Source organism: Flavobacterium daemonense (assembly GCF_007341385.1).
GTDB lineage: Bacteria > Bacteroidota > Bacteroidia > Flavobacteriales > Flavobacteriaceae > Flavobacterium > Flavobacterium daemonense.
This window is the reverse complement of the sequence record NZ_VJYD01000005.1, coordinates 56,981-73,501: the sequence shown is the minus strand read 5'-3', so window position 1 is coordinate 73,501 and position 16,521 is coordinate 56,981. Positions and strand designations below refer to the sequence as shown.

Genomic DNA, 16,521 nt, shown 5'->3' with positions numbered 1-16,521 from the left:
ATTAAAGAATTATGAAAACTAAAAATTTTAAATATATATATATTGCTTTGGCAATGGCAGCTTTAGGATCTTGTTCTGAAGATTTCGTAACCATTGACCCGCAAGGAAAATTTGACACAAGTACTTACTTTTCTAACGAATCAGAGTGTTACGCTGCTTTGATTGGAACGTACGATCCGATTAGAAAAAATACGGGTGGTTTTGAGAACATGGTAGCAATGATGAACGCTGGATCTGATGATTTCTATGCTGGTGGTGGAGGTCCAACAGATGGAACTGGAATTCAAAACTTCTCTACGCATTCACTTACATCAATCATAATTCCAGGAAGTTTCTGGAGTGATCACTATCAAGGTGTTTCTAGAGCAAACATTTTGATTGAAAAGATCCCAGCTGCAACTATGGATGATAATAAGAAAAGCAGATTTATTGCAGAAGCAAAAACACTTCGTGCACTATACTATTTCAATTTAGTGAGATTGTTTAAAAACATTCCTCTAATCTTGAAGCCTTTAAACACTGCAACAATTTATGATCCAGAGCAATCTACTCCTGAGGCAGTTTACGCACAAATCGAAAAAGATTTGCTTGAAGCAATCCCTGCTTTGCCAAATACTGTTGATGTAGCTACTGAGGGTGGAAGATTTAATAAAGGTGCTGCACAAGCATTACTAGGAAAAGTATATTTATTTGAAAATAAGAAACCTGAAGCTGCTGCAGTTTTAGCTCAAGTAAATGGTACTCCAGGACAAACAAATCAATACGGAAATAAATTGCTTGCTAATTTCAATGATTTATGGGTAGTTGCTAACAAATTCAACGCAGAGTCATTAATTGAAGTTTCGCACTCTAGTGCTGGTAACTCAAACTGGGATTTCTGGGGTTCTGGAAGAGATGAAGGAAACTCATTAAACGTTATGGTTGGACCTAGAGGTTATTCTAAAAAAGGAAACGGTGCGCCAGATCTTCCATCAGGATGGAGTTTTAGTGTTCCTACTCAAAAATTGTATGATTTCATGAAAAACGATCCACGTTTTGCTGCTACAATTCTTGACGTAAAAGCACTAAAAGCTGCTGGTCAAGCAGATTATATCGGTGGTTACCAAGATACGGGTTATTTCTTGAACAAATTCCTTCCAAGAACAGGTGATGTTCGTACAGGTGGAGGTGCTGCTGAGTTAAACTACAAACAAGATTCTTACATCATCAGACTTGCTGATACGTACTTAATGGAAGCTGAAGCATTAGGTTCTGGACCAAGAGCGCAAGCATTGCTTGACGCTGTTAGAGCTAGAGTTGGTTTGGCATCAGTTCCTGTAACTTTAGACGCTATCAAAAACGAAAGAAGAATGGAGTTGGCTGGTGAAGGACACAGATTCTTCGATTTAGTAAGATGGGGAGATGCAGCTGCTGCATTATCTGACAGAGGTTTCAACGCTGGTACAGATGAGATTTTCCCAATACCATACACTGAACTTAATGGTACTAAATTGAAACAAAATCCTAACTATCAATAATTAGGATTAAACAATAAAAAGGAATAAAACCTAATATAAATTTAAAAGAGTGTATGCCTAATGCTAGCTTTAGCATTAGGTATGCCCTATAAAACTGCAGTAAAAATGCAATCTTAATACTATGATTGCTTCAAAGCAAATGCTTCATTTATTAGTTGCTGGTGCAGTGATGTTATAAATTTAAAACAGGAAAAATTTATTTAGTGATTAGATGCGATGGAGAAATTGCTCCTAGTGCTATCACAATGAAAGGCGTGGAATTACGCAGAAAATAATAAAGATTAAGTTAAGTTTAAGTTTGGTTGTAAATAGCCCATAATCGTTATGAGTATGGGCTATTTTTTAAATCCTTCCTTAAGCTGTCAGAAAGCGAGTTTTCTGAGAACTTGTATTTAGAATTTAATAAAAAGGAAAGAATGAAAAATAATAGTTTAAAAATTCTATGTTTTTTGTTTTCAGTGGCTGCCTTTGCCCAGCCCAAAGCAAAAAAAGAATTTACAACCAACGGGAAAAAAGTAACCGTATATACGACTGCTGAGAATTCTAATTTAAGACTAACTTCTACAGATAATTTAACTTTTTCAGCATCAAAACAGCCTCTTGAAATTGAATCTTCTGTTTTTGTTGAGCCATCAAAAAAGTTTCAGACTTTTATGGGAATTGGTGGTGCGATCACAGACGCGAGTGCTGAAATTTTTGCCAAGCTTTCAAAAGAAAAACAAACAGAATTCTTAAATGCTTACTACGATAAACAAAAAGGTATTGGCTATTCTTTGCTAAGAACAACGATTCAGAGTTCTGATTTTAGCAGTGGAAGCTATTCTTATATCAAAGAAGGAGATAAGGATTTAAAAACATTTTCTATTGAGCATGACAGACAATTTCGTATTCCGTTGATCAAACAAGCCATTCAGACTGCAGGTGGAAAATTAACAACTTATGTTGCTCCTTGGTCACCAAATGCTTTCATGAAAGATACTAAAAATGTTCTAAAAGGCGGTACATTATTGCCTGAATATTATCAGACTTGGGCTAATTTTTATGCCAAGTTCATAAAAGAGTACGAGAAAGAAGGAATTCCGATTTGGGGAACTTCAACTCAAAATGAGCCAATGGCGGTTCAGACTTGGGAATCTTGCATCTATACTGCCGAAGCCGAAAGAGATTTTATCAAAAACTTCCTGGGGCCAACTTTGAAAAAAGAAAAATTAGGCGATGTAAAAATAATTGTTTGGGATCACAATCGTGATTTGATGAATTACAGAGCAAATGTTATTTATTCTGATCCAGAAGCTTCAAAATATGTTTGGGGAATGGGTTTTCACTGGTATGAAAACTGGTCTGGCGGATCATCGATGTTTGACAATGTTGGAAAAGTAAACGAAGCGTATCCAGACAAAAAACTTTTATTTACTGAAGGTTGTGTTGAAAAATTTGATGCCAAAAAATATCAGTTTTGGGGCAATGGCGAGAGATACGGTATTTCAATGATTAATGATTTTAATAATGGAACAGTAGGATGGACAGATTGGAATATTCTATTGGATCAAAATGGAGGTCCTAATCATGTCGGTAATTTTTGTTTCGCTCCAATTCACGCAGACACAACAACAGGTGAATTGATCTACACGCCGTCTTATTATTATATCGGACATTTTTCAAAATTCATTCACTTAAATGCAGTTCGCGTTAGCACTGCAGTAAGCAGAAGTGCTTTATTGAGTACTTCATTTTTAAATACTGATGGTACAATGGCAACAGTTGTCATGAACCAGTCAGACAAAGAGATTACTTATAACTTAATTATAGGTGCTGAAAAGACTGTAGTTAAGATTCCTGCGCATGCTATACAAACACTTGTATATTAATATCATTTGTAAATCCCGAGGGTTGATTTGAATCATCCAAATTGACCCTCAATTTACTTTTTCTAAATTAAATCGTTTTTTTAAAAGTACAATGAAAGCCATAAGCAGCATTTTAATCGTCCCAATACTATTACTGCAAATAAGTTGTAATTCATCAAAAATTGCAGGCGCTTCTGCGGTTTCTGATTCTAAATCAAATAAAAAAATACAGGTCTATACTACGGCCGAAAACACCAATTTTAAATTATCATTATCGAATAATTTAATTGCAAACAACACATCACAACAAACAACTTCATCAGTTTCTATTAATGTAGATCCTGAACATACAGATCAAACTTTCCTCGGAATTGGAGGGGCAATTACAGACGCAAGTGCAGAAGTTTTTGCCAAATTATCGCCAAAAAAACAACAGGAATTTTTAACTGCTTACTACGATAAAAATAAAGGAATTGGCTATACATTAGCTAGAACCAACATTCATAGCTGTGATTTTAGCAGCGACAGTTACACTTATGTTGCTGAAGGCGACAAAGAATTGAAGACCTTCAATATTGACCACGATCGAAAATACAGAATTCCACTTCTAAAAAAAGCAATCGAAACAGCCGGCGGGAAATTAACGTTATTTGTTAGTCCATGGAGTCCCCCAGCTTTCATGAAAGACAATAACGATATTTTGCACGGCGGCGTTTTATTGCCGGAATTTGCTCAGTCATGGGCAAATTACTATGTGAAATTCATAAAAACATACGAAAAAGAAGGTATCCCAATTTGGGGACTAACCATTCAAAATGAACCAGCGGCAAAACAAAGATGGGAATCTTGCATCTATACTCCGGAAGCCGAAAGAGACTTTTTGAAAAATTTTCTTGGACCAACTTTACAAAAAGAAGGACTTGGATCAAAAAATGTAATTATTTGGGATCACAACCGAGGCGAAATGCTTGAAAAACGTGCCAATCTGGTTTTCTCTGATCCTGAAGTTTCAAAATTTGCTTGGGGAATTGGATTTCATTGGTACGAAACGTGGAGCGGCGGACCGCCTAGATTTGAAAGTGTAGGCGAAGTGCATAAAGCTTTCCCAAATAAAGGACTTTTATTTACTGAAGGTTGCATTGAAAAATTTGATGCTTCAAGATTTCAGTTTTGGGGAAATGCTGAACGTTACGGTCTTAATATGATTAATGATTTCAATAACGGAACCGTAGGCTGGACAGATTGGAATATTCTTCTTGACCAAAATGGCGGTCCAAACCACGTTGGCAATTTTTGCTTTGCGCCAATTCACGCCGATGTTACAAAAGATGAATTGATATATACGCCAATGTATTATTATATTGGACATTTCTCAAAATTCATTCATTCGAATGCAAAACGCATAACACAGACCATTAGTGATAAAACCCTTTTGAGTACGTCATTTAAAAATACCGACGGAAAAATTGCCACTATTGTAATGAACCAAACCGACAAAGATGTTGTATACAATTTAACCAGCAACACTTTAAAAACCACTATTACTATTCCTGCACACGCTATTCAGACAATTGTTTACTAGCTGTTACTAACTAAAAAACTATAAAATGAACCTCAATTTTAAAACCACAATAAAAGCATTGTTTTTTGCTACAGCAATATTTGCTCAAGTAAAATGCTCGTCTTCAAACGATGTGACTGATCCTGCGCCTGTAACGCCACCAGTTGTAACGCCGCCAGTGACAGTAACAAATGATGTTGATTTTTGGCTGACAAAAGGCAATCAAAGTGTTCTTTTGGCTAAACAAACAGGAATATTAGGATTTGGAACTACTTACAATACATTTCAAAATATTGTAGTAGACGAAGCAATAAAATATCAAACGGTTGATGGTTTTGGATATACGCTAACAGGAGGAAGTGCTGATGTGATCAATCAAATGACTCCAGCAAAAAAGAGTGCTCTTTTACAGGAACTTTTTGGTTCAGGCGAAAACTCAATCGGAATAAGTTATATCAGAATCAGTATTGGTGCGTCAGATTTACATGCGTCGCCTTTTACGTACGATGATCTTGCAACAGGAGAAACAGATATGGATTTAACAAAATTCAGTTTGGATAAAGACAAAGCCGGAGTAATTTCTCTTTTGAAAGAAATTCTAGCGATCAATCCGAAGATTTTAATTCTGGCTACTCCATGGTCGGCACCAATTTGGATGAAAGATAAAGACAGTTTTACTGGCGGAAAATTACAACCACAATATTATGATGTATATGCTAAATATTTTGTAAAATACATTCAGCAAATGAAAGCGGAAGGAATTACAATTGATGCCGTAACGCCTCAAAATGAGCCTCTGAATGATAAAAATAACCCAAGTATGTATATGTCTGATGTGGAGCAGACAAATTTTATAAAAACAAGTTTGGGACCTGCTTTTAAAGTGGCAGGAATTAAAGCAAAAATTATTGCTTATGACCACAATTGCGATGTTCCAAGTTATCCAAAAACTGTTTTGGCTGATGCTGATGCATCACCTTTCGTAGACGGTTCTGCATTTCATTTGTATGCAGGAAACATTACGGCGCTTTCAGATGTTTATAATGCTTTTCCAACAAAAAATGTTTATTTCACGGAACAATGGACATCATCAACAGGTGAATTTGGAGGTGATTTAAAATGGCATCTTAAAAATGTAATTATCGGTTCAATGAGAAATTACAGCAAGAATGCTCTAGAATGGAATTTAGCCAACAACGGTTCTTTTGAACCACATACTTCAGGAGGCTGTAATATGTGTAAAGGTGCTTTGACAGTAACATCGAGTGAAACTTTTCAGAGAAATGTTGCTTATTATATCATTGCGCATGCATCAAAATTTGTTCCGGCTGGTTCTATTAGAATTGGAAGCAACATTAGCGGTAATCTTCAAAACGTGGCTTTTGTTACGCCAACAGGATCTAAGGTTTTAATTGTTGAAAACGACGGATCTGATATGGAAATGTTCAATATTAAATACAAGGATAAATGGGTTGCTGTTACGCTTGATGGTGGATCAGTAGGAACATTTACTTGGAAATAATAAGACAATTTAAAATTCAGAATTAATACGGTTTCAACATGAAAAAAATAATTATTGCAGCACATTTTTTAATTGCTGTTGCTTCATATGGACAAGGTTTTTTACATAGAGATGGTCAAAACATTGTTGATGGAAACGGCAAAAATATCATTTTAAGAGGATTAGGTCTTGGCGGTTGGATGGTTCAAGAAGGATATATGTTGCAAACACAGCCATTCGCTAGTCCGCAATATCAAATCAAGCAAAAAATTCAAGACGTTGTTGGTGAGCAAGGAACGAAAGAGTTTTATGCCGCTTATAAAGCAAACGGAATTACGAAACGTGATATCGATTCATTGGCAAAATGGGGTTTCAATTCGGTTCGTCTTCCAATGCATTACAATTTATACACGCCATCAATTCAAGAAGAGAAAAATGGTGAAATTACTTTTTTAGAAGAAGGTTTCACAATGACAGATAATTTGGCGAAATGGTGTGCCGAAAATAAAATGTACCTGATTTTAGACTTGCATGCTGCTCCGGGCGGTCAAGGAAATGATGCTGCGATATCGGATTATGATACTACAAAACCATCACTTTGGAACAGTGAAGCCAATCAGAAAAAAATGATTGCTTTATGGAAAAAACTGGCTTCTCGCTACAGAGATAATCAGTGGATTGGCGGTTACGACATTATAAATGAACCAAACTGGAATTTTACCGGAACTAATAAAAACGGCTGTGACGAAAATTCAAACGGGCCTTTGAGAGATCTGATGGTTGCAGTTACAAAAGCGATTCGCGAAGTCGATCCTAATCACTTGGTTATTATCGAAGGAAATTGCTGGGGTAATAACTACAACGGAATTTTTCCTTTATGGGATGAAAATATGGCATTGAGTTTTCATAAATATTGGAACTATAATACCGTAGGTTCGATTCAAAAAATGCTGGATTATAGAAAGCAATACAATGTGCCGATCTGGTTAGGAGAAAGCGGAGAAAACTCAAATGTTTGGTTTAAAGATGTTTTGACTTTGGTTGAAGGCAACAACATTGGCTGGGCTTTTTGGCCAATGAAAAAAATCGAAAATATTGCAGGCGTGACTTCGGTGACAAAAATTCCAGAATATGATGTTTTATTGAAATACTGGAAAGACGGCGGACAAAAACCAACTCCAGAATTTGCAAAGAAAACGCTGATGAAAATGGCTGATAATTACAAAATGGAAAACGTAACCGTTAAGCCAGATGTAGTTGATGCAATGTTTAGACAAGTTCAAACAAACGACACAAAACCGTATAAAAAGCATGTTATTCCTGGGAAAATTGCAGCAACGCAATATGATTTAGGGACAAACGGATATGCTTATTCTGATAAAGATTTTATAAACTACCGAGTTGAAACTGGAAATTTTGACCAATGGAATAAAGGAAATACCATGAGAAATGACGGTGTTGACATTTTGCCATGTAAAGATTCAGGATCAAATGGTTATCAGGTTTCTTTTATCGAAGATGGAGAATGGCTGCAGTTTACATCTGAAGTTGAAAAACAAGGAAAATACAAAGTTGCAATTCGTTATTCGAGTGAAAAAGCAGAAGGAAAACTTCATTTTGAAACTGCTGATGGAAAAAAATCAGAATCGATTGTCCTTCCTGCAACTGGTGGAAATGACAAATGGAAAACGATTGTTTTATCTAATGTAGAATTGCAAGCTGGAACAAATAAAATTAAAGCTGTTTTTGAAAAAGGAGGCTTCAATTTAAATTATTTGGATTTTACTAAGGCAAAAAAATAAAAGCACAATTAACATAACTTTTAAATAAGTTTTTTTCTTTAAAGTCCCGTAAACGCTAGCTTTACAGATTAAAATTTTTTAAAGCATGAAAAAGATAAACAAAATTATTTTAGTAGTATTTCTACTTTTTGCAACGGGTTCATTTTTTGGTCAGAATGTAAAGATTATGACCTATAACGTTCGTTTGGATATTTCTTCAGATGGAGAAAATGCGTGGCCAAACCGAAAGGATTATTTTGCATCTCAAATACAGTTTTACAGTCCTGATATTTTTGGAGTTCAGGAAGCGACTCCAAATCAGGTTAACGATATAGTTTCGGCTTTGCCAGAATATCAAAATTTCGGAATTGCGAGAGAAGGCGTTGGAAAAGGAGAAGCGTGTACGATTTATTACAAAAAAAGCCGTTTTCAATTATTAGACTCCAATACATTTTGGCTTTCACAAACTCCTGATGTAATTTCAAAAGGCTGGGACGCTGCTTATTATAGAATTTGTACATACGGTCTTTTTAAAGATCTAAAAACAAAAAAAGTGTTTTATATCTTTAATCTGCATTTGGATGATACAGGCGAAGTTGCTAGAACGAAGGGTGTTGAACTTGTTTTGTCGAAAATTAAAGCAGTAAATACAAAAAAATATCCTGTTTTTTTAATGGGAGATTTCAATGCAGAGCCAGACACGAAACAAATTGCGGCAGTAAAAAAAGTAATGGATGATACAAAAGATATTTCGATCGAAAAACCTTTTGGGCCATCTGGAACGTTCAATGATTTTAAACACGACAAACCTGTAACCTTATTGCTTGATTACATTTTTGTTTCAAAAAATAGCGGACTAAAGATTTATAAACATGCAGTTTTAAGTGATTCTAAAGATTTAAAATATCCGTCAGATCATTTACCTGTTTTAATAGAAGTAGATTAAAAATGAAAAACATCAACAAAAAACTTCAAATTTTACTTTTGCTGCCATTAATTGCAGTTCAAATAAAATGCGGTTCTTCAAAAAGCACAGCTTCCAATTCTGGAAAAGCTGAATCTTGGATTACGACCACAGACGAAACATCGAAATTGAAAAAACAACCAGATTTGGTTTTCAATTCAGATGCGAATTCGAATCAGACCATTTTGGTTGACGCTTCTCAAAAATTCCAGACCATTGAAGGTTTTGGGTTTGCATTGACAGGAGGAAGTGCTCAGAGTATCTTGAAATTAGATAAGGCAAAGAGAGAAGCATTGCTTCAAGAGCTTTTTTCTAGAAAAAATGATGCTGTTGGTCTAAGTTATTTAAGAATCAGTATTGGTGCTTCTGATTTGAATGAAACAGTTTTTTCGTATGATGATATGCCAGAAGGCCAAACAGATTTGAAATTAGAACACTTCAATCTTGGACCAGACTTGAAAGACGTAGTTCCAGTTTTAAAAGAGATTTTAGCAATAAATCCGAAAATAAAAATTATGGGTTCTCCATGGTCGCCTCCAGTTTGGATGAAAGATAATGGAAATACAAAAGGTGGAAGTTTGCAACCAAAATATTACCAGGTGTATGCTGAATATTTTGTAAAATATATTCTAGCAATGAAAGCACAAGGAATTGTTATTGATGCTATCACGCCTCAAAACGAGCCTTTGCATCCAGGGAACAATCCAAGTTTGCTGATGCTGGCAGAACAGGAGGCAGATTTTGTTGGAAATAATTTAGGACCAGCATTCAAAGCAGCAGGAATCAAAACTAAAATTATTGTTTACGATCATAACTGCAATAAGCCAGAATATCCTTTGACTATTTTAAAAGACGCAAAAGCAAATCCGTTTGTGACGGGTTCTGCATTTCACTTATATGAAGGGGATATCAGTGCTTTGACTAAAGTTCACGATGCATTTCCAAACAAAGATTTATACTTTACAGAACAATATACAGGTTCAAAAAGCAGTTTTGAAAATGATTTGAAATGGAGTGTAAAAAATGTGGTAATTGGTTCAATGAGAAATTGGAGCAAAAACGCACTTTCATGGGGATTGGCAAATGATGAAAATTACAAACCATTTACGCCAGGCGGATGTTCTACTTGTAAAGGTGCTTTAATGATTGACCAAAATCAGAATATTAAAAGAGAAGTTGGGTATTATATTATTGGCCACGCTTCAAAATTTGTTCCAGAAGGTTCAGTAAGAATCGGCAGTAATATTGCTGGAAATTTACATAATGTAGCTTTCAAAACGCCATCAGGACAAATTGTTGTAATTGTTGAAAATGATGGAACTGCTGCAGAAACATTCAATATCAAATACAATCAAAAACAAATTTCAACTACTTTAAACGCTGGTGCAGTAGCAACTTACGTTTGGTAATCAAAATTAAATTCATGAAGAAATTAACCACATTTGCCTTGTTGATGGTTTCGTTTTTTGCGGCTGCTCAACAAGAAACAATAGATCAGAAAGTGAATGATCTGTTGAAGAAAATGACTATTGAAGAAAAAATAGGTCAGCTTAACCAATATACTGGTGATAATCAGGCAACAGGGCCTATCACCATCAACCCAAACAAACAAGCAGAAATCAAACAAGGTTTGATTGGTTCGATGCTGAATATTATTGGAACAAAATATACCAGACAATATCAGGAATTGGCAATGCAGTCTCGTTTAAAAATTCCGTTGCTGTTTGGTCAGGATGTTATTCACGGTTATAAAACAACATTCCCAATTCCGTTAGCCGAAGCAGCGAGCTGGGATTTAGCAGCAATTGAGTTGGCGGCAAGAGTTGCAGCGACAGAAGCGGCAGCAAGCGGAATTCACTGGACATTTGCGCCAATGGTTGATATTGGTCGCGATCCAAGATGGGGAAGAGTAATGGAAGGTGCTGGAGAAGATACTTACTTAGGTTCTAAAATCGCTTACGCACGTGTAAAAGGTTTTCAAGGAAATAAACTTGGAGATTTAAACTCTGTTATGGCTTGCGTAAAACACTTTGCTGCTTATGGCGCAGGTGTTGGCGGAAGAGATTATAACTCAGTTGATATGAGCGAAAGAATGTTGCTTGAAACGTATTTGCCTCCGTTCAAATCGGCTTTAGATGCTGGTGCGGCAACATTTATGAATTCATTTAATGACTTAAACGGAATTCCAGCAACAGGAAATGCACATTTACAGCGTGATATTTTAAAAGGAAAATGGAATTTTCAAGGTTTCGTAGTTTCAGACTGGGGTTCAATTGGCGAAATGGTAGCGCACGGTTACTCAAAAAATCTTAAAGAAGCTGCTTATTCGGCGATTACTGCTGGAAGTGATATGGATATGGAAAGTAACGCTTACCGTAAAAATTTAGCAGAATTAGTAAAAGAAGGTAGAGTTTCTGTTGATTTGATCGATGATGCTGTAAAACGTATTTTACGCAAAAAATTTGAATTAGGATTATTTGACGACCCATACAGATATTCAGATGAAAAGAGAGCTGAGAAAGTTTTGGCTAATCCTGAAAACAGAAAAGCTGCTCTTGAAGTGGCACAAAAAAGTATTGTTTTATTAAAGAATGAAAACCAAACGTTGCCACTTTCTAAAAACTTAAAAACGATTGCTTTCATTGGTCCAATGGTGAAAGAATACAAAGCCAATATGGGATTTTGGTCGGTTGAATTGCCAGATGTGGATTATGATAAATGGGTAGTTTCACAATGGGATGGTTTGCAGAATAAAGTAGGTAAAAATACCAAATTGCTTTACGCAAAAGGTTGTGATGTTGACGGAGACAATAAAGATGGTTTTGCCGAAGCGGTAGCAACTGCAAAACAAGCGGATGTTGTTATTTTGAGTATTGGTGAAAGACGCGATATGAGCGGTGAAGCAAAAAGCCGTAGTAATCTTGGTTTGCCAGGTGTTCAAGAAGATTTAGTAAAAGCGATTCAGGCAACTGGAAAACCGGTTGTGGTTTTAGTAAATGCTGGGCGTCCACTTATTTTTAACTGGACTGCAGATAACGTTCCAGCAATTGTTTACACTTGGTGGTTAGGAACTGAGGCTGGAAATGCAATCGCTAATGTTTTATTTGGAGATTATAATCCGTCTGGAAAATTGCCTATGACTTTCCCAAGAGAAGTTGGTCAAATTCCAATTTACTACAATCATTTCAGTACGGGAAGACCAGCTAAAGATGAAGACTCAAAAAATTATGTTTCGGCATATATTGATTTGAAAAACTCACCTAAATTCCCATTCGGATATGGTTTGAGCTATACAAAATTTGATTATTCAGGTTTGAAATTGTCTTCAACAAAAATCAAAAGCAACGAAACAATTAAGGTTTCTTTCCAATTATCAAATGTTGGAAAAGTTGCTGGAGAAGAAGTTGTTCAGTTGTATTTGAAAGATAAATTTGGTTCTGTAGTTCGTCCAGTTTTAGAATTAAGAGATTTTCAAAAGGTGAAATTAAATGCAGGCGAATATAAAACAATTGAGTTTACAATTGATAAAGAGAAACTTTCATTCTATAATAATAAATTAGAATGGGGCGCAGAACCTGGTGATTTTGAAGTAATGATTGGAGCTTCGTCAGCAGATATAAAACTTAGAGCAGACTTTGAATTAGTAGAATAGTAAAAGTCTATTTAAAAATTGGCGTTATGGATTTTATAAAGGGTTTTGAAATTATTTCAAAACAGTATTTATAAAATCCATAGCGCCAATTCCTTTATACGACGCATATAATGCTTTGTCAAAAGCTTCGCGTTTTGCTTTTTTGTCTTTCGCCTCAGTTTCAACAATCATTTCGTTGAAAATTTTTTCTTGCTGTTGGCTGTATTTTATTGATTCTTCTAATAAATAAGTTTTCGAAACAAACCCGAAAGAAGTCCAGATTTTGGTTCTTATTTTTTTATTTATTTCTTTTAATGGATTAGTACTCATATCGCTCACATTGATTTTCTGACTAAATAGGAAGATGCAAATATATAGTTTGCATCGTAAATTTCTTACTTTTTATTTAAAATAATAACAAATTTATTTAAATGTGTTATTATGACGCAATGTACTTATTTTTTTTATATTTGATTTTAATTTTAAGTTAAAATTGTGATAGCCACACTTATTTAACAATAGCCGATTTTGTCATTATAATCTCTAAATTACTTTGTTTTTATAAAAATAAAGTAAATTGCAGGGTTATTTAATAAAGAAAAAGGCGCGATCAAATGTCAAAAATGCTAAAAGATATTATAGAGAATAATCAAAATTATCAGCCCGGACTGTCGATTGATTGTGTCATTTTTGGCTTTCATGATAATCAGCTCAAGGTTTTGCTGATAAAAGTACAGCGAAATTCCAAATGGTCTTTGCCCGGAGGATTTATTCCAATTGATGAAGATATCGATACGGCGGCAGTTACTGTTTTAAACGATCGAACTGGAGTTGATGGCATTTTTTTAAGACAATTTGCGACTTTTGGAAAAGTAAATCGAAACGATCAGCATTTTGATGAAAAGGTTTTAGAATATTTACAAGTTGAAGAAGCAAAAGGTAAATGGCTCTTGCGCCGTTTTGTTACAATTGGCTATTATGCTTTGGTTGATTTTTTGAAAATCATTCCAAAACCTTCAAACGAAAATGAAATCGTTGAATGGATTGATCATAAAGAAGTGCCAGAACTTATTTTAGATCACAAAGAAATCCTGGAGAAAGCACTCGACACTTTAAGAACCGAATTGAATTTAATGCCAATTGGCTATAATTTACTTCCTGAGAAATTCACAATGCCAGAACTTCAAAAATTATATGAAACGATCTTGGACAAAAAACTCGATCGACGAAATTTTCTCAGAAAAATAACCAATATCGGCATATTGAAAAAACTCGACGAAAAGAAAAGCAACGTTGCACACAAAGCACCAAATTTATATTCTTTCGATAAAGAAAAATACGATGAAGTCTTGAAAAATGGATTAAATCAAGGTTGGTAAAACTTATAATTTAACTTTAAAAAGAGGGGCTATGGTTACAATAGAAGCTTTTAGAAAATTAGCCTTATCGTTTGAAAATGCAACCGAAGATCCACACTTCGAGAAAACATCTTTTCGTGTCAACAAAAAAATATTTGCCACTTTTGACGAAAAAAATAATCACGCTGTTTTAAAATTAAACGAAATCGATCAATCTGTTTTTTGTGCATCAAGCGAAATGATTTTTTATCCAATTCCGAATAAATGGGGAAAACAAGGTTGGACAATTGTCGAACTTTCAAGAGTTAGACCCGAGATGTTTGAAGATGCTTTAAATCTTTCCTACCAAAATGTGGCTCCAAAAAAGAAGAAATAATTTATCGAACAATAGTTCTAAAAGTCAAGTTTACTCTGGGTTTTTGAGTTGTTTTTGTTGGAGGCAATCGATGAAGCCAATGCGTTTGCGTTTCATCTTTCATAACCAATAAACTTCCATGTTCTAAAATTAAAGAAACGGTTTCTTTTGTTTCTTTGTGTTTAAAAGCAAATTTGCGTTCTGCACCAAAACTGAGTGAACCAATTGCGCCATTTTTTTTCAAATCTTTTTCGGCATCGCTGTGCCACGCCATTCCTTCTTCGCCAGAATGATACAAATTAAGCAGACAGGAATTGAAGGTTTCTCCTGTTTTTTCTTCAATTATAGTTTTTAATTTTAATAATTCCGGTGTCCACGGCAACGCTTTTTTTGTGGTGTTGGAGTAGGTATATTCAAATTCCTGATCGCCATACCAAGCCACTTTTCGTTTGGTTACAATTAATTTTCCAAAAATTATTGCTTCGTCATTTTTCCAATCGATCGTATTTAATAAAGTATCACGATAAAAATCGGCTTCAGTTCTAGAAAATAATTTTCCGTAATAATTTACAGTTCCATCTTTCGGAAGCAAATTGGTATTTTCGTCTGTTTCAGGATTAAATAAGTCCATTTTTCCATTTTAAGTATTCGGTTTTCATGCAATTTCCGCAAGGTCTAAAACCGTTTTGTTTTGCATCATTTTCAGATAAAAAGAAAACCCGATTTTCACGTTTCATTCTTTTTCCTGATGAACATTTTGGTGTTCCGTAGATTTTTAATTTTTGGTTTCCACCAAAGCAAATTTCTGCATTTTTAATTTTAATACGAAGATCTGAATCGGATATTTCATGATGTTTTGTCATTTATTTATTAGATGTTTTTTATTGTAGAGACGCAATTCATTGCGTCTATCATATGGGTGAATCTCTCGCAAAGTCGCGAAGGCGCAAAGTTTTTTTGACAAAGTTCCCATGCAGTTTGTCATTTCGACGAAGGAGAAATCTTCGCGAGGAGCTCGACAAAGATTAGATTCTCGTTGCGGAGTTACTTGTGGAGATTTCTCCTTCGGCGAAATGACATAAAATGAGAAAAAGACTTTGCGCCTTCGCGACTTTGCGAGATTAAACTAGGTCAGTGCATCATGAAATATAATTCCCAATGTACATCGCTCACCCGAATGAATCTCGCTTACCCCATGTTTCATATTCACGCGATAATATCCTTTCGTACCTTTTAAAGGCCTGAAATTAGTTGTAAAAATTAGAACATCTCCCTTTTTAGGTTTCAATACAATTGCTTTTGATTGTGCTCTTGGTGTTTGTTGCGTCAATACAAATTCGCCTCCAGTAAAATCTTCTTCTGGTTCGCTCAAGAAAAGCACAATTTGAATTGGAAAATAGACATCGCCGTATAAATCTTGGTGCAAAGTATTGAAACCGCTTTTGCCATATTTCAAAATTAAAACCGTTGCTTTGAGTTGGTTATTTTCGTGGCATTGTTTTAATAAATCTTGATGTTTTTCAGGGAAAATAGTATTGATATTTAAAACCTTCATCCATGAATTTGCAATTGGAGCCAATTTTGGATAAATCGAAGTTCGGATTTCTTGAATCAAATCAGGAAGTGGATAATTGAAATATTTGTATTCGCCCAAGCCAAAACGATAACGTTCCATGACAACTGTTTTTCTGTATAAATGCGGATTGTCATAATCGAATTTTAAATCTTCGCAATGTTCGTTATTTAGTAAATTTGGAATTATTGCAAAGCCATTTTCGTGCATAGATTCGGTAATGCTTTCCCAATTTTGAGAAGCAATTTTTTGTTGTATATTTTGCATAATAATTTTAGATTGAGTTTTTTTTTCGCCACGAATTCACGAATTATTTTTTAAAATCTATGCGATTATTTATTCGAATTAATTCGAATAATATTAGATGAAGTATTTAAAAAATAATTCGTGAATTGCTTCGCCTGCTCGCTATCGCTCGAGTCGTGGCAGAAAA

At 34.9% G+C, this 16,521-nt stretch carries 14 protein-coding genes; 10 read left to right on the top strand and 4 right to left on the bottom strand.

Going from position 1 to position 16,521, the window contains the following annotated elements; translation table 11 throughout:
• Nucleotides 1–11: 11 nt before the first annotated feature.
• From FND99_RS08305 to FND99_RS08270, 8 genes are all read left to right on the top strand, one after another.
• Nucleotides 12–1,517, top strand: a complete 1,506-nt coding sequence (locus tag FND99_RS08305; protein ID WP_144337508.1) for a RagB/SusD family nutrient uptake outer membrane protein — start codon at nucleotides 12–14, stop codon at nucleotides 1,515–1,517.
• 416 nt (nucleotides 1,518–1,933) lie between these two features.
• Nucleotides 1,934–3,385 (top strand): glycoside hydrolase family 30 protein, encoded by a 1,452-nt coding sequence (locus FND99_RS08300; RefSeq protein ID WP_144337507.1) that lies wholly within the window; start codon nucleotides 1,934–1,936, stop codon nucleotides 3,383–3,385.
• A 91-nt stretch (nucleotides 3,386–3,476) separates the two neighbouring features.
• Nucleotides 3,477–4,946: a glycoside hydrolase family 30 protein gene (locus FND99_RS08295; RefSeq protein ID WP_144337506.1), complete on the top strand. Its 1,470-nt coding sequence runs from the start codon at nucleotides 3,477–3,479 to the stop codon at nucleotides 4,944–4,946.
• Between the two features lie 25 nt (nucleotides 4,947–4,971).
• Nucleotides 4,972–6,447, top strand: a complete 1,476-nt coding sequence (locus FND99_RS08290; protein ID WP_144337505.1) for a glycoside hydrolase family 30 protein — start codon at nucleotides 4,972–4,974, stop codon at nucleotides 6,445–6,447.
• Nucleotides 6,448–6,485: 38 nt separating this feature from the next.
• Nucleotides 6,486–8,228 (top strand): cellulase family glycosylhydrolase, encoded by a 1,743-nt coding sequence (locus FND99_RS08285; protein WP_144337504.1) that lies wholly within the window; start codon nucleotides 6,486–6,488, stop codon nucleotides 8,226–8,228.
• A gap of 85 nt (nucleotides 8,229–8,313) precedes the next feature.
• Nucleotides 8,314–9,153, top strand: a complete 840-nt coding sequence (locus tag FND99_RS08280) for an endonuclease/exonuclease/phosphatase family protein (protein ID WP_144337503.1) — start codon at nucleotides 8,314–8,316, stop codon at nucleotides 9,151–9,153.
• A gap of 2 nt (nucleotides 9,154–9,155) precedes the next feature.
• A complete protein-coding gene (locus FND99_RS08275) occupies nucleotides 9,156–10,580 on the top strand; it encodes a glycoside hydrolase family 30 protein (protein WP_144337502.1) in 1,425 nt (474 codons plus the stop codon).
• Between the two features lie 14 nt (nucleotides 10,581–10,594).
• The gene (locus FND99_RS08270) at nucleotides 10,595–12,823 is read left to right on the top strand and encodes a glycoside hydrolase family 3 N-terminal domain-containing protein (protein ID WP_144337501.1); all 2,229 of its coding nucleotides are present in this window, start codon (nucleotides 10,595–10,597) and stop codon (nucleotides 12,821–12,823) included.
• 51 nt (nucleotides 12,824–12,874) lie between these two features.
• Here FND99_RS08270 and FND99_RS08265 read toward each other — a convergent pair whose 3' ends face one another.
• Complete coding sequence (locus FND99_RS08265; RefSeq protein ID WP_144337500.1) at nucleotides 12,875–13,132, bottom strand: hypothetical protein; 258 nt, start codon at nucleotides 13,130–13,132, stop codon at nucleotides 12,875–12,877.
• Nucleotides 13,133–13,425: 293 nt separating this feature from the next.
• Here FND99_RS08265 and FND99_RS08260 point away from each other — a divergent pair, with 293 nt between their 5' ends.
• Together FND99_RS08260 and FND99_RS08255 are read left to right on the top strand one after the other, a co-directional pair.
• Complete coding sequence (locus FND99_RS08260; protein ID WP_144337712.1) at nucleotides 13,426–14,181, top strand: NUDIX hydrolase; 756 nt, start codon at nucleotides 13,426–13,428, stop codon at nucleotides 14,179–14,181.
• A 31-nt stretch (nucleotides 14,182–14,212) separates the two neighbouring features.
• Nucleotides 14,213–14,536 carry an MmcQ/YjbR family DNA-binding protein gene (locus FND99_RS08255; RefSeq protein ID WP_144337499.1) on the top strand — a complete coding sequence of 108 codons (324 nt, stop codon included), beginning with the start codon at nucleotides 14,213–14,215 and terminating at the stop codon, nucleotides 14,534–14,536.
• A gap of 1 nt (nucleotide 14,537) precedes the next feature.
• Here the strand turns inward: FND99_RS08255 and FND99_RS08250 are convergent, their stop codons facing one another.
• The 3 genes from FND99_RS08250 to FND99_RS08240 all read right to left on the bottom strand — a co-directional run bounded on the left by FND99_RS08250 (nucleotide 14,538) and on the right by FND99_RS08240 (nucleotide 16,355).
• A complete protein-coding gene (locus FND99_RS08250; RefSeq protein WP_144337498.1) occupies nucleotides 14,538–15,146 on the bottom strand; it encodes an alpha-ketoglutarate-dependent dioxygenase AlkB family protein in 609 nt (202 codons plus the stop codon).
• Nucleotides 15,133–15,378 carry an Ada metal-binding domain-containing protein gene (locus FND99_RS08245; protein WP_144337497.1) on the bottom strand — a complete coding sequence of 82 codons (246 nt, stop codon included), beginning with the start codon at nucleotides 15,376–15,378 and terminating at the stop codon, nucleotides 15,133–15,135. The genes FND99_RS08250 and FND99_RS08245 overlap by 14 nt, the downstream gene beginning before the upstream one ends.
• A gap of 263 nt (nucleotides 15,379–15,641) precedes the next feature.
• Entirely contained in the window at nucleotides 15,642–16,355 is a 714-nt protein-coding gene (locus FND99_RS08240; protein ID WP_144337496.1) for a 2OG-Fe(II) oxygenase, read from the bottom strand.
• Nucleotides 16,356–16,521 lie beyond the last annotated feature (166 nt).